14 protein-coding genes are annotated in these 14111 nt (G+C 68.9%); 3 read left to right on the top strand and 11 right to left on the bottom strand.

Annotated elements, in window-relative coordinates; translation table 11 throughout:
- Positions 1–75 precede the first annotated feature (75 nt).
- Genes A3OK_RS0105955 through A3OK_RS0105970 form a run of 4 tightly spaced genes read right to left on the bottom strand, consistent with a single transcriptional unit; the run spans position 76 to position 4222 of the window.
- Positions 76–816 carry an amino acid ABC transporter ATP-binding protein gene (locus A3OK_RS0105955; RefSeq protein WP_036302593.1) on the bottom strand — a complete coding sequence of 247 codons (741 nt, stop codon included), beginning with the start codon at positions 814–816 and terminating at the stop codon, positions 76–78.
- 35 nt (positions 817–851) lie between these two features.
- Positions 852–1985 carry an amino acid ABC transporter permease gene (locus A3OK_RS0105960; RefSeq protein WP_019904028.1) on the bottom strand — a complete coding sequence of 378 codons (1134 nt, stop codon included), beginning with the start codon at positions 1983–1985 and terminating at the stop codon, positions 852–854.
- Positions 1986–1987: 2 nt separating this feature from the next.
- Positions 1988–3154 carry an ABC transporter permease subunit gene (locus A3OK_RS0105965; protein ID WP_019904029.1) on the bottom strand — a complete coding sequence of 389 codons (1167 nt, stop codon included), beginning with the start codon at positions 3152–3154 and terminating at the stop codon, positions 1988–1990.
- A gap of 42 nt (positions 3155–3196) precedes the next feature.
- On the bottom strand, positions 3197–4222 hold the full coding sequence (locus A3OK_RS0105970) for an amino acid ABC transporter substrate-binding protein (protein ID WP_155911959.1): 1026 nt from the start codon (positions 4220–4222) through the stop codon (positions 3197–3199).
- 142 nt (positions 4223–4364) lie between these two features.
- Between A3OK_RS0105970 and metC the strand changes: the two genes are divergently transcribed.
- A complete protein-coding gene (gene metC, locus A3OK_RS0105975) occupies positions 4365–5552 on the top strand; it encodes a cystathionine beta-lyase (protein WP_019904031.1) in 1188 nt (395 codons plus the stop codon).
- Between the two features lie 43 nt (positions 5553–5595).
- On the opposite strand, the gene A3OK_RS0105980 is transcribed toward metC, so the two are convergent.
- The 5 genes from A3OK_RS0105980 to A3OK_RS0106000 form a co-directional block, all read right to left on the bottom strand.
- Positions 5596–6192, bottom strand: a complete 597-nt coding sequence (locus A3OK_RS0105980) for a pyridoxamine 5'-phosphate oxidase family protein (RefSeq protein ID WP_019904032.1) — start codon at positions 6190–6192, stop codon at positions 5596–5598.
- On the bottom strand, positions 6189–6542 hold the full coding sequence (locus A3OK_RS0105985) for a lipid-A-disaccharide synthase N-terminal domain-containing protein (RefSeq protein ID WP_019904033.1): 354 nt from the start codon (positions 6540–6542) through the stop codon (positions 6189–6191). Before A3OK_RS0105985 ends, A3OK_RS0105980 begins: the two co-directional genes overlap by 4 nt.
- A gap of 4 nt (positions 6543–6546) precedes the next feature.
- Positions 6547–7314 (bottom strand): glycosyltransferase family 2 protein, encoded by a 768-nt coding sequence (locus A3OK_RS0105990; RefSeq protein ID WP_019904034.1) that lies wholly within the window; start codon positions 7312–7314, stop codon positions 6547–6549.
- Positions 7311–9023 (bottom strand): glycosyltransferase family 39 protein, encoded by a 1713-nt coding sequence (locus tag A3OK_RS0105995; protein ID WP_019904035.1) that lies wholly within the window; start codon positions 9021–9023, stop codon positions 7311–7313. Before A3OK_RS0105995 ends, A3OK_RS0105990 begins: the two co-directional genes overlap by 4 nt.
- Positions 9024–9182: 159 nt before the next feature.
- A complete protein-coding gene (locus A3OK_RS0106000; protein WP_155911960.1) occupies positions 9183–10211 on the bottom strand; it encodes a GlxA family transcriptional regulator in 1029 nt (342 codons plus the stop codon).
- Positions 10212–10272: 61 nt separating this feature from the next.
- Here A3OK_RS0106000 and A3OK_RS0106005 point away from each other — a divergent pair, with 61 nt between their 5' ends.
- Positions 10273–10971 carry a DJ-1/PfpI family protein gene (locus tag A3OK_RS0106005; RefSeq protein ID WP_036302167.1) on the top strand — a complete coding sequence of 233 codons (699 nt, stop codon included), beginning with the start codon at positions 10273–10275 and terminating at the stop codon, positions 10969–10971.
- A gap of 9 nt (positions 10972–10980) precedes the next feature.
- Here the strand turns inward: A3OK_RS0106005 and A3OK_RS0106010 are convergent, their stop codons facing one another.
- Together A3OK_RS0106010 and A3OK_RS0106015 are read right to left on the bottom strand one after the other, a co-directional pair.
- The gene (locus A3OK_RS0106010; RefSeq protein ID WP_019904038.1) at positions 10981–11451 is read right to left on the bottom strand and encodes a hypothetical protein; all 471 of its coding nucleotides are present in this window, start codon (positions 11449–11451) and stop codon (positions 10981–10983) included.
- Between the two features lie 90 nt (positions 11452–11541).
- On the bottom strand, positions 11542–12645 hold the full coding sequence (locus tag A3OK_RS0106015) for a replication protein RepA (protein WP_036302595.1): 1104 nt from the start codon (positions 12643–12645) through the stop codon (positions 11542–11544).
- Between the two features lie 644 nt (positions 12646–13289).
- On the opposite strand from A3OK_RS0106015, the gene mazG reads away from it, so the two are divergent.
- Positions 13290–14102: a nucleoside triphosphate pyrophosphohydrolase gene (gene mazG / locus A3OK_RS0106025; RefSeq protein WP_019904041.1), complete on the top strand. Its 813-nt coding sequence runs from the start codon at positions 13290–13292 to the stop codon at positions 14100–14102.
- Positions 14103–14111: the final 9 nt, after the last annotated feature.

Below are 14111 nucleotides of genomic sequence, written 5' to 3' on the forward strand. Positions count from 1 at the left end.
CGAAACCGATCCGCCAGCCCCGGCCGGACCGTGCCATTTTCTCGCCCTTGCTCCCGTCGCGAGGGACCGGGCGGATCACAGAATCTGGCTGAGGAAGGCCTTGGTGCGGGCGTGCCGGGGGTGATCGAAGAACTCGGCCGGCGGGGCGGTCTCGATGATCTGGCCCTCGTCCATGAAGACCACGCGGTCGGCGACCTCGCGGGCAAAGCCCATCTCGTGGGTGACGCAGAGCATCGTCATGCCGCCTCGCGCCAGTTCGGCCATGGTGTCGAGCACCTCCTTGACCATTTCCGGGTCGAGGGCCGAGGTCGGCTCGTCGAACAGCATCACCTTCGGGCTCATGCAGAGGGCGCGGGCGATCGCCACCCGCTGCTGCTGACCGCCCGAGATCTGGCCGGGAAACTTGCCGGCCAGGTGCGGGATGCGCACGCGTTCGAGGTAGCCCATGGCCAGGTCCTCGGCCGCCGCCCGCCCCATCCGCTTCACGTGGATGGGAGCGAGCGTGCAATTCTCCAGCACCGTCAGGTGGGCGAACAGGTTGAAGTGCTGGAACACCATGCCGACCTCGCGGCGCACGGCCTCCACGCTCTTCGGCTCCCCGGTGAGCGCGACGTCATTCACATGGATGGTGCCCACCTGATGCGCCTCGAGCCCGTTGACGCAGCGGATCAGGGTCGACTTGCCCGAGCCGGACGGGCCGCAGACGACGATCTTCTCCCCCCGCGCGACCGTGAGATCGACGTCGCGCAGGACGTGATGGGCACCGAACCACTTGTTGACGCCGGACAGGGCGACGGCGGGAGACGCATCGGTCATCGTGTCGGCCAATCCAAAGGTTTCCACCCTCGCCGTCATCGTCTCTCCCCCGCCGCGAGGCGCCGCTCGATGAAGCCGGCATAGCGCGCCATGCCGAAGCACACCGTGAAATAGACGAGCGCGGCGAAGGCGTAGGCCGTGGCCGGGATGGTGGGAGCCGACCAGCGCGGATCGGCGCGGGAGGCTTCCAGCACGCGGATGAAATCGGCGATCCCGACGATGGAGACCAGCGTCGTGTCCTTGAACAGGCCGATGATCGTGTTGACGATGCCGGGCAGGGCCACTTTCAGCGCCTGGGGCAGCACCACGAGGCGCAGGGACTGGGCATGGCCGAGGCCGAGCGCCGCCGCCGCCTCGGCCTGTCCCTTCGGCACGGTCTGCAGACCGCCGCGCACCACCTCCGCCATGTAGGCGGAGGCGAAGAGCGCGATGCCGACGAGGGGCCGCAGCAGGCGGTCCACGGTGATGTCGCCGGGCAGGAACAGCGGCAGCATCACGTTGGCCATGAACAGGACCGTGATCAGCGGCACCCCGCGCCAGAACTCGATGAAGGCGGTGGAGAGCACGCGCACCACCGGCATGGTCGAGCGGCGCCCGAGCGCCAGCAGGATGCCGAGCGGCAGGGAGACGACGATCCCCACCGTGGCCACCACGATCGTGACGAGGAAGCCGCCCCACAACCCCGTCGCCACCGATGCGAGGCCGAGCGCGGGCGCACCGGCGAGCAGCAGGTAGGCGGAGACGGGAAAGGCGACGAAGGCGAAGAGCGCGCCGAGGTCCCGGCGCGGCGCCCCGAGGCAGAGCATCCATCCGGTGGCGAGCCCGAGAAGCGCGAAGGCGAGGTTCGGGCGCCAGCGTTCGGCGGCGGGGTAGGAGCCGTAGGCGAGGTAGTTGATCTTGTCGGCGATGAAGGCCCAGCAGGCCCCGACCGGGCGCCCCGCCACTTCCGGCCGGCAGGCCTCGCCGGACGTGCCGGTCCAGACCGCGTCGAGGACGAGGAAACGCAGGGCGGCGGGGACGGCCCAGGCGAGGAATCCGAGGATCGCCAGCGTCGTCAGGGTGTTGCCGAACCCCGAGAACAGGTTGCGGCGCAGCCATGCCAGGGGACCGCCGACGGCGCGCGGCGGGCCCCGCGAGGGGACGAGTTCGGCGCGGACGAACGGCTCCATCGTCAGCGCTCCACCATCGTGACGCGGCGGTTGTAGAGATTCATCAGGAACGCCGTGGCGAGGCTGAGCGTGAGGTAGACCGCCATGGTGATCGCCACCACCTCCACCGCCTGGTTGGTCTGGTTGAGCACGGTGCCCATGAAGACGTGGACGAGGTCGGGATAGCCGATCAGCACAGCGAGCGACGAGTTCTTGGTGACGTTGAGATACTGGCTGGTGAGCGGCGGCACGATCGCCCGCATCGCCTGGGGGATCACCACGAGGCGCAGGGCCTGCCCCCGGCTCAACCCCAGGGCGGCGGCCGCCTCCCCCTGCCCGCGCGCGACGCTGGACAGGCCGGCCCGGACGATCTCGGCGATGAAGGCGGCGGTATAGGTTGAGAGCCCCAGGACCAGGGCGGCGAATTCCGGCAGGATCGGCAGCCCGCCCTCGACGTCGTAGGGGCCGCGCACCGGAAAGGCGAGCACGACCGGATGGCCGGCGAGCGCGAGCCCGATCCAGGCGAGGCCCGGCAGGACGAGAACGAGGCCGATACCCGGCAGCCAGACCCGGACCGGCGGCAGGCCGGTCTCCGCGGCGAGGCGCGCCCGTCTTCGCAGGCTGAGCAGGGCCACGATGCCGGCGAGGAACGCCAGGGGCACCAGCCAGGCGAACCCCGAAAAATCCGGTCGCGGCAGGACGAGGCCGCGCTGCGAGACGAAGGCCGCCCCGAAGAGGCTCGCGGGCGCCTCGGCCTGAGGCAGGGCCACCCGCACCGCCACGTACCAGACCAGGAGCTGCAGCAGCAGCGGCACGTTGCGCAGGGCCTCGACATAGGACGCGGCAAGCCCGCGCGCGAGGAGGTTCGGCGACAGCCGGGCGATGCCGACGACGAAGCCGATCAGCGTGGCGAGCACGATGCCGAGGGCGGCGGCCAGCAGCGTATTGAAGAGGCCGACGAGAAACGCGTCGAGATAGGTCGAGGTCGCGGCCTGATACGGGATCAGACGCTGGCTGATGTCGAACCCGGCATTGCGCGACAGGAAGCCGAACCCGGCGACGATGCCCTGTTTGGCGAGCTTCTGCGCGGCATTGGTGGAGGCGCCGTAGATCAGGGCGGCCACCGCGACGACGAGGACGACCTGGAGCGCGAGGGCGCGAATTCCGATGGAGCGGCGGGATTCAGCCATGCCGACGCCCTCGTGGAAGAGGGGTCCGTACCGGGAGGCCCTTCACCGGATCGGAGGCCCGTATTGCAGGCCGCCCTGGGTCCACAGGGCGTTGAGGCCGCGCGGGATCTTCAGGGGCGTGCCCTCGCCGACATTGCGCTCGAACACGTCACCGTAATTGCCGACATGGCGGACGATCCGGTAGGCCCAGTCGGTGGTGAGGCCGAGGCCCTCGCCGTATCTGCCCTCGACGCCGAGGATGCGCCGCACGTCCGGGCTCAGGGTGGAAGTGCGCAACGCCTCGACATTGCCCTGGGAGATCCCCGCCTCCTCGGCATCGATCATAGCGTAGTGGGTCCAGGCGACGAGGTCGCGCCACTGGTCGTCGCCCTGGCGCACGCCGGGCGCGAACGGCTCCTTGGAGATCGCCTCGTCGAGGATGACGTGCTCGTCCGGATGCGCCGTCTTCAGGCGCTCGCCGTAGAGGGAGGACTTGTCGGTGGAATAGGCGTCGCAACGGCCGGATTCGTAGGCGCCGAGGGTCTGCTCGCTATTGGCGAAGGTGACCACCTGGTAGGTCAGGCCGCGCGTGCGGAACCAGTCGGCGAGGTTGAGCTCCGTCGTGGTGCCCTGCTGCAGGCAGATCGTCGCCCGGTCGAGCTGCTTCACCGACCCGATGTTCAGGCTCCTGCGCACCAGGAACCCCTGCCCGTCATAGAAGGTGATGACGGGAAAGTTCATGGCCGCTGTGTCCCGCGACAGGGTCCAGGTGGTGTTGCGGGAGAGGACGTCGATCTCGCCCGATTGCAGCGCGGTGAAGCGCGCGGCCGAGGATTGCGGAATGAACCGCACCTTGGCCGGATCGTCGAAGATCGCCGCGGCGAGCGCCCGGCAGAAATCCACGTCGAGCCCGCGCCACTGGCCCTGGCTGTCGGGAATGCTGAACCCGGCGACCCCGCCGCTGACGCCGCAGACGAGATGCCCGCGGGCCTTCACCTGGGCGAGGGTATTCTGCCCCTGCTGAATCTGGGCGAAGGCCGGCGAGGCCGCGAGGAAGAGGGCAGCGCCGAGGAAGGGGGCGAGGGTCATGCGCATGGGCGCATTGCAAAGGATCGGGCGCCGCGGTCAAGCCGACCACGCCGTGATTTCGGGGGCGGGGGACGGGGTTGACGCTGCCACGCTCGCCGGGCTGAGGTTGCAGCGCAACCGACCTCCCCCCATACCGGATTCCATGTCGAACACCCCTCCCCGCGATCCGTCCCGCTTCGGCCCGGCCACCCGCCTCGTCCATGCGGGCCGCGATCCATCCGCCCAGCACGGTTTCGTCAACACGCCGATCTATCGCGGCTCGACCGTGCTGTTCCCGACCTATGACGACCTCCAGCACCGGCGCGGGCGCTACGATTACGGCACCAGCGGCTCCCCGACGATGGATTCGCTCACCGAGGCCTGGAGCGAACTCGCCGGGGCGAAGGGCACGGTGCTGACGCCGTCGGGCCTCGCCGCCCTCACCGTCGCCCTGATGAGCGTGGTGAGCGCCGGTGACCACCTCCTCGTCACCGACAGCGCCTACCGCCCCACCCGCATCTTCTGCGACGGGGTGCTGAAACGCTTCGGGGTGGAGGTGACCTATTACGATCCCCTCGTCGGCGCCGGGATCGGCGACCTGATGCAGGCGAACACCAAGGCGGTGCTGGTGGAGGCGCCGGGCTCGCAGAGTTTCGAGATGCAGGACGTGCCCGCCATCGCGGAGGTCGCCCATGCGCGCGGCGCCGCCGTGATCATGGACAATACCTGGGCGACGCCGCTGTTCTTCCCGCCCCATGCGCGCGGGGTCGACATCGCGGTGGAGGCGGGCACCAAGTATCTCAGCGGCGGCTCGGACCTGCTGCTCGGCCTCACCTCGGCCAATGCCGCGTACTGGCCGGCGCTCCACCGCACGTTCGAGCATTTCGCCATGTGCGCCGGGCCGGAGGATGCGTTCCTGGCCCTGCGCGGCCTGCGCACCATGAACTTGCGCCTGCGCGAGCACGAGCGCCAGGGACTCGCCATGGCGCGCTGGCTCCAGGCGCGGCCGGAGGTGCTGCGGGTGCTCCACCCCGCTTTGCCGGAGGATCCCGGCCACGCCATCTGGAAGCGCGATTTTTCGGGGTCGTCCGGCCTGTTCGGGGTGGTGCTGCGGCCGGCCCCGGCGAAGGCCGTAGCGGCCATGCTCGATGGGCTCGAACTGTTCGGGATGGGGTTTTCCTGGGGCGGCTTCGAGAGCCTCGTCATCCCGTTCGATTGCAGGACCTACCGCACCGCCACCCGCTGGGAGCCGGGCGGGCCGGGCCTGCGCTTCCATATCGGACTCGAGGAGGTGGCGGACCTGCAGGCGGATCTCGATGCCGGATTTTCGAGGTTGCGGGCGGCGATGTGACGGGTCCTCCCTCTCCTCCCCCAGCGGAGGAGCAGGGTGTCTCTCACGGCGCCAGCCACGTCCCCGTCCAGACCGCCCCGTCCCGCCGCCAGGCGGCGCGGCGGTGTCCGCGCCGGTCGAGGAACAGGAACTCGATGGCGTCGGCACTCACGACCGCCGCGCAGAAATTCGGCCGGCCGGCAGCGATGGCCTCATCGGTCTCCGGCAGGGTGTAGGCCTCGCCCGAGGCGAGCTCGGATCCGGGGCCGGGTTCAACCCCGTAGCAGACCCGGCTCATCGCCAGAGATCCGGCCCAGGCCGCCTCCGCCAGGGCATCGTCGGTGTGGAGGGCGGCCGGGCCCGAAATCCGGATCTGGACCTTGCCGGGCGTATCGTAGCCGTGCAGGGCGGCCCGGCCGGTGGCGGCGATCTCGGCGGCCTTGCGCGAGCGGCGGTCGCAATGGAAGCGCAGCGTTCCGGTCCGGGAATCCGCCTCGCGCAGGACGATGGTCCGGACCTGCGGCCGGCCTCGCGCATCCACCGTGGCGAGGGTCGGCATGTGGAAGGCGTTGTGGCGCAGCCGCGGCCCGTCTTCGAGGAGCCGCCAGACATGGCCGAGGCTGGCGTCGAGATCGTCGTAGAAATCCGGCAGCGGGGTCACGAGACCACGTCTGTCCCAGGGTCCGACTCGGGCTTGCGCCGCTTCTCCTTCAGGATCAGCGAGACGTTGCGCAGATAGATGCCGGTCGAGAGGGCCTGCCCGAAGATGAGCACCGGCTCCCGCCGCACCAGCCCGTAGACCAGGGTCATGAGGCCTCCGGCGATGGAGAGGAACCAGAACGACAGGGGGATGACGCTGCGTCCCGCTTTCTCGCTTTCCAGCCATTGCAGGATGAAGCGGGCGCCGAACACCAGCTGCGCCAGGATGCCGAAGACGAGCCAGCCGTCGAACTTGGTGACGAAGATCTCGTAGGCGTAGCCGCGCAGGTCTTCGGAAAGATGCATCAGCATGGGGTCAGACCTCCCCACCGGACGCGGGCGCGATCTCCACCGCCTCGGGCGAGGGCCGCTTGCGGCGGATCAGCCACCACACGCCGGCGAGATCGAGGAGGCCGACCCAGAGCCGGTCGAACAGCCCGTAATTGGAGCGCCCGGTGAAGCGCGGCCGGTCGACCACGTCGGCATGGACCACGCGGTAGCCCTCGCGGGCGACGAGGGCCGGCATGAAGCGATGGAGCGCATCGAAATACGGCAAGGCCCGGTAGACCTCGCGGCGGAACACCTTCATGCCGCAGCCGGTATCGCGGGTGGCATCCTTGAGGATGCGGCCGCGCACGCCGTTGGCGATGCGCGATTGCAGGGTCTTCAGCCGCCCGTCCTTGCGGCCGACGCGCTGGCCCTGGGCGAGACCCGTGCGCTGGCCGCCCTCCTCCAGGGCCGCCACCAGGGCGGGAATGAAGGCGGGATCGTTCTGGCCGTCGCCGTCGAGGGTGGCGACGATGGGGCCGCGGGCCGCGGCGACGCCGCTGCGGATCGCGGCCGATTGCCCGCCGCTGCGGGCGTGCCGAACCACGCGGAGCCAGGGCCGGGTGCGGCGCAGATCGGCCAGGACCGCGCCCGTGGCGTCGGTGGACCCGTCATCGACGTAGATCGCCTCGAACGGGGTCAGGCCCGAACAGGCGCGCGCGATCTCGGTGACGAGGCTCTCGACGTTGCCGGCCTCGTTCTTCACCGGGACGATGATGGAGAGGCGCGGGGATGGATCTGGATCGGTGTGGGTCACGGGATCACCGCATGGGCCGAGAGGTCGATCCGCCGGCCGCTGTTGATGTTGAAGCCGGAGACCCGGCCGACCGGGACGATAGCCCGATCGCTGGCCACAGCCCGGCCGAACTCGGCCATGAGGGGCTCGGTGACGAAGACGAGGCGGCAGCCGCCTCCGGCAAGAAACTCCGCTGCCTCGGCGCCGGTATTCAGCATGGCGAGATCCGTCCCGATGAGGAAGACGAGGCTCGGCTCGCGGTAGCCGAGGCTGGCGACCTTCGGCGCGGCGCAGGGCAGCGCGTCGCGGATGGCGGCGAGGCGCGGCGACACCTTCAAGGCGGCGAGCGCCGGCTGGGTCAGGCCGAACACCGCCGGCGAGAGCAGGGCCGAGGCGAGGATGGCGCAGGCCAGGGCCCGTTCGGGCAGGCGCCGCGTGAACAGGATGAAGGCGAGGATCGCGGCGGCGCAGGCCGCCAGAAGCAGCGGCAGCCCGGCCACGGGAATCACGTGGTCGAAGTTCCAGGCGACGGCGACGAGGCCGATCGTGAGCCCGACCGGGATCAGCACCACCAGGGAGGCCATGGCCTTCGCTCCCCACCTGTCCGGGTCGAGGGCGCCGCGCGCCAGGGCGAGAAGGGTGAGGATCGCCACCGCCGGCATCAGCGGCAGGACGTAATGCGGCAGCTTCGTCGGGACCGCCTCGAGCAGGATCCAGGCGGGGACGATCCAGGCGATGAGGAACGCGACGGCATCGTCGCGCCGGTTGGCGAAGGCGAAGGGCGCGGCGAGCGCCGCGAAGGCCGCTCCCGGCCAGAACGTCGCGAAGAACACAACGAGATAGGTGCCGGGCGGCGCGCCGTGCTTCTCGGCGGCTCCGCCGACCTTGCCGAGCATGTCGTGCCCCACCGCCTCGCCGAAGAACGCGCCGCCGCTCTTCCAGGCGATGGCGACGAACCAGGGGGCGACGAGGACGAGGATGAGGCACAGGCCGAGCCCCGGCCGCAGCCCCATCAGCCAGCGGCCCGAGCGCAGCTTGATCGAGAGGGTGACGGCGGCCAGGCCGAGGAAGAGCGGCACCATCGGCCCCTTCACCAGGATGCCGACGGCACAGGCGAACCAGAAGATCAGCACCGTCGCGAGATCGGGCCGGCCACGGTCGCGCCCGAGCCAGGTCCGTGCGAGCGCTCCCATCGCGGCGACGGAACAGGCGGTGAGCAGGGCATCGGTCTTGGCGAGCCGCGCCTCGGCGGAGATCATGATGCAGGCGGAGAACAGGGCGGCGGCGAGCAGCGCGCCCCGGCGCGGCAGGAAAGCGAGGGCCGCCCAGTAGGTCAGGAGGCCGGCGAGCACCGCACCGATCAGCGAGGGCACGCGGTAGAGGGCGATGGTGGTGCGGGCGTGGTCGAGCCCGAGCGCCTCGGCACCCTTCACCACCGCGCTCTGCGCCCAGTAGATGCCGACCGGTTTCTTGTGCCGCGCCTCGCCCTGGAAGCGGATGTCGACGATGTCGCCGGTCTCGATCATCTGCTTCGAGGCCTGGGCGAAACGGGGCTCGTCCCGGTCCATCGGCTGGAGCGAGACGAAGCCCGGCAGGAAGCAGACGAGGCACAGGGCCACGAGCAGGGCGCAGGCGCGGGCGTGGCTCGCCGAGGCGACCTCGATCAGCCTGTCGAGGACGCCGGCGGCGTCACCGCGCGGAACGGCATGTCCGGCATCGGCAGTTCTCATGAGACGGAACGGGTTGGGGCGGACATGAGGCGGCTCCGAGCCGGCGGTCAGCCCATGACGATCGACCAGTGACGATCGGTCGATGCCGCGACCGGCGGCGGTGTCGATGATGCGGGCGGGAAAGTCAAATTCGCCCGCGTCGGACGAGTGCTGCCAGGATCACGCAAAAGCAGCGAAACGACGGCGGTAATCGCCGGGCGTGGTCAGGATCCGGCGCAGGAAGACGCGGCGCAGGGTCTCCTCGGCGCCAAAGCCACAGCGTTCGGCGATGCGTTTTGCCGGCAGGCCGGTCTCCTCCAGGAGACGGCGGGCGGCCTCGAAACGGATACCCTCGATCGCCTCGGCCGGACTGCGGCCCGTGTCGGCGCGGTAATGCCGCGCAAAGCTGCGGGGACTCATTCCGGCCCGGTCCGCGAGGGCGGGGATCGTCAGGTCGGCGGAGAGGTTCTCGGCGATCCAGGCGTGGAGGCGACCGAACCGGGCATCGCCGCCCTGAAGCGAGAGCGCGGCACTGAACTGCGCCTGCCCGCCGGGACGCTTGAGGAACACGACGAGGTGGCGCGCCACGGCCAGGGACATCTCCCGCCCGAGATCGTCCTCCACCAGCGCCAGCGCGAGATCGATGCCGGCCGTGACCCCGGCCGAAGTCCAGAGGTCGCCGTCGCGGATGAAGATCGGATCGGCCTCGACCAGAGCCGCGGGATAGCGCGCGCGGAGCGCGTCGCAGCGGGTCCAATGGGTGGCGACGCGGCGTCCGTCGAGGAGCCCGGTGGAGCCGAGAAGGAAGGCGCCGGTACAGACCGAGGCGACGCGACGGGATTTCGCGCACCGGTTCACGAGCCAGGACAGGATGGCGGAATGACCGAATTGGGCTTGATCGAGGAGAGCTTGGACCCCTCGCCCGCCCGCGACGATCAGCGTGTCGACGGGATCGGATTCCGCGATCAGCCCTTCGGCCACCAGCGCGAGACCGGAAGAGGTGGTGACGGCGCCGGCCCGCTCGGCCACAATTCTGACGCGATAAGGAGCCGGCCGGCCGGCATCGGCAGAGAGGTCGTTGGCAGTGGCGAAGACCTGGAGCGGGCCGGCGACATCGAGGAGCTGCACGGCCGGATAGGCCAAGATCACCACGTCGAGCGGGGGATGCGAGGGCCTAGGATTTGGCAGGATGCGAGGGTTTTCAGGCATGTCGGCCACGACCCTGCGCCGATATCCTCCACCCTGTCCAGACCCGGTTGTCGAGGAGACGATGCCCATGCCCCAGCCAGAGACCCGCTTCGAGATCGGCCTCCTGACATTCGAGGGCGTGCAGCAGCTCGACCTGACCGCGCCCTACGAGGTCTTCGCCTCGATGCGGCACGCGCGCGTCCATCTCGTCGGGCTCAACCGCGCCACCGTCACCAGCGCCACGGGATTGCCGCTGACACCGACCACGGATCTGGCCGACTGCCCCGATCTCGACCTGCTCTGCGTTCCGGGTGGGATCGGCGTGAATGCGCTGATGACGAACGTGGCCGTGCTCGACTTCATACGACGCCAGGCGGAACGGCCGATCCTCGTCACCTCGGTCTGTACCGGCGCCCTGGTCCTCGGCGCGGCCGGCCTGCTGAAGGACAAGCGGGCGACGACCCATTGGGGCGCCCTCGACCTGCTCGCCGCCTTCGGCGCGATTCCCGTCGATGCCCGCATCGTGCGCGACGGGCGGATCATCACCGGCGGCGGGGTCACGGCAGGCCTCGATTTCGCCCTCGCCGTCGTGGCGGATCTCGCCGGCCGGATGGAAGCCGAGACCATTCAGCTGGCGCTCGAATACGCGCCGGCACCGCCCTTCTCGGCGGGACATCCCGACACCGCCTCGCCGGAGGTGGTCGCCGCCGCCCGCCTGCGGTTCGCGGCCTCCCGGGCCGCGCGCGAGGAGATCATCGCGAGTCTCACGGAGACGAAGTAATTTCAGCGATCACTCGTCGTCGGGATCGGGCCCGGCGGAGAGGGCATAGACGGCGTCGCCCAGGCGCTGGAACGGGCCGTCCGGACCCGAGCGCTTCCACAGCCGGGTGTTGAGGGCGGCCACCGGATCGATACCGGGAACCGACAGGCCGCGCAGGGTCAGGCCCTCGAGGATCGCCGCGGCGTGAAGCGGACGACCGGCATCGCCGAGGATCTCGCAGGCCGCATCCATCAGGAGACGACCCTCGCGCCGGGCCAGCGAACGATCGGCGACGGATTCGGGAGAGCCATCCTGCGACGGTATCGAGACGGGAGGCGGAGGAAACTGCCTGTCACCCCTCTCCGCCGCCGATCCGCCGCCGGAATGCTGACGGCCGGTATCGAGGAAGAGGGTGAGATCGGCGATGGCCCGCTCGATCCGGGCGCGCTCGCGATGGAGATCGCGCAGTCGCGTCTCGGCCTCGATTTCCGTCAGGAACATGCTGACACCTTTAGAATATTCCGCAGATGGGAATACCTATCATATTCCCCGATAGAATGGAATATTCTAAATCCGCCAGCGGAAGAGTGCTTAGCCTGCGAGCGCGCGCTTCGATCCACCGGATCTGGATCCGCCGAGTTTGGGCGGCACCAGCAGGGCGCTCGGGTGGGCGGGCTGCAAGGTCATGCCGGCCTCGTCGAGGAAAACGGGCAGCTTCGGAAACACCTCCTGCATATGGGCGAGGTCGGCCTTGAAGGCCTGCCGGAAGCTGCGGATGCTGGCATTGTCGGCGCCGAACTGGCTGTGCAGGTTGGCCCAGGTGAGCCGCAACGGGCGTTGCAGCACGCGCAGGCGGTAGCCGAGCCAGAACAGGAGATCGAGCTTGCGTGCCGAACCGGCGAAGGCCCGGGCCGCACGAATGTCCACCGGCAGGGCGTGCTGGATCAGGTTGTCGTAGAAATCCTGGTGGAACTGGACGGTCTTCGACCAGACCTGGCCCTCGCCCGCCCCATGCGAGAGCCAGAGGTCGAGCTGGCGGAAGGGCGGCACGTTGAGGGTGCTGGCCTTGTCGCTGCCATCCCACAGGCCGATCTGCAGGGTGCAGGCGGCGAGTCGGTTGAGCTGTTCCTTGAACTGGCGGATCGTGCCGCGCTCGCCGCCGGTGACGGCGAACCCCATCTCCTTCATGAAGCCCGACAGGCTGTCGGCCACGGTGATGGTCGGGCTGCGCTGGCGCACCGCCTCGGTGCAGAGATGCAGCAGGACGAGGCGGGCCTTGGGGCCGTAGGGCAGGCCCTGGAATTCCATCTCGCCATTGACCGGGTTCTTGAGCCGTCCGGCGAGCAGGCTGAGGGAATTCCGCCCGTATTCGCGGAAGAATTCACGGGCTTCGCCGGGGTCGCGATAGGGCAGGCCGCACAGGGCGAGCACGCTGTGGATGTGCTGCAGGTTCTCCGGCAGGGTCGGTTCGTTCTCGATGACCTCGCGCACCATGTCGCGGCGGCGCTGGTCGCGGGGCATCGCGCCGCGCTTGTCGGCCGCCTGGCGCAGGGACGCCGTCTCGGCATCGCGCTCGCGCTGCCGATGCAGGATGTGGTCGACGATGCTGCCGAACAGGAAGCTGCCGCGACCGGCCGCGACCTCCTCGAGAAGGTCGGGATCACGGATCTGGGCGAGCTTCTCCTCGATCCCCATGACGTTCATCGATACCGGCATTCCCGACCTCTGACTGTCCGCCATCGCATGATTCCGGCGCCAGGAGTCGGTGGCGCCGGATCTTATCCCGACAATCCACGGCCGGCCCCTGGCCATCCGGCGTCGTTCCGACAATGGACTCACCGGGCCTAGCGAAAACGATTTCCGGAGACGACGCAGAGTTCAATACGGGCCCGCATTCCGGACTATCCCCGCACTTCACCGGCAAACACCGTTCTCCCCGCAGAATTCCATACGGATCGACGCAGAATCTCATACGGAACTAAGCCGGCACGGCGCAGAATCGGGTACGGGTCGACGCAGACTTCCATACGCCAGCGCGCAGAGTTCGATACGCGAACAGGCATCAACCCTCTGCACGGACGGGGAAATTCGGCTTCCCATATAACTTGCTGAAATGACTCTCTAAAAAGACGTTACTGATATCTTTCCTATCGCCTGTGAGGCTCGTCCGCTTTGCCGGACACCCCGATTTTTGATGGTGATTTTTGGAATTTCCAGAATTTCTACCCTCCTCATCAACAGGTTCGGCACAGATGGGGTGAGGACGACCGGGTTGAGGATAAGGCAGCGCTTGGCCTACCTCTCGCTTCAGTTGATCCCACTCGAAGCCTGGTGAGCCCGTGACGTCGCAACAGCCGATCGAAACCCTGCTGCGGTTGATGGCAGCCCTGCGCGATCCCGAACGCGGCTGTGCCTGGGATCAGGTCCAGACGCTCCAGACCCTCGCGCCCTACACGCTGGAGGAGGCGTATGAGGTGGTGGATGCGATCGAGCGTGGGGATCTCGACGAGTTGAAGGGAGAGCTCGGCGACCTTCTCCTCCAGGTCGTGTTCCAGGCGCAGGTGGCGCAGGAGAGCGGGAGTTTCGCCTTCGACGACGTCGTCCGCGCGATCTGCGCCAAGCTGATCCGACGCCACCCGCACGTCTTCACGGCCGATGGATCGTTGTTGCCCGATGGACCGTCTCGTCTGAGCCTCGATGAACTGGACGCCCAATGGAGCCTGTCGAAAGCAGCCGAACGGGGGGCCGGGGAAGGGAAGGATCTTCTCGGAAGTATCGCCAAGGCGCTCCCCGCCCTCACCCGAGCCGAGAAGATCAGCCGCAATGCCGCTCGCCATGGCTTCGACTGGGCGGATGCGGAATCCGTGATCGCCAAGATCCGCGAGGAGGTCGATGAGGTGGCCGACGCCCTCCGGCACGATGACCGGGATCATCTCGCCGAGGAGATCGGCGACCTGCTGTTCGCGGTGGTCAATCTCGCGCGCCATGCCGGAATAGATCCGGAATATTCTCTGAAAAAAGGGAATATCAAATTCGAGCGGCGCTTCCATGCCATGGCGGCGTTGATCGCCGACGATGGCGGAAGCCTCGCTGAGGCCGATCTGGCCGCCATGGAGGAAGCCTGGCAGCGGGTGAAGCGCTCGGAGACATGACCGGTGCTC

The sequence above is a fragment of the Methylobacterium sp. 77 genome, assembly GCF_000372825.1.
Classification (GTDB): Bacteria; Pseudomonadota; Alphaproteobacteria; order Rhizobiales; family Beijerinckiaceae; genus Methylobacterium.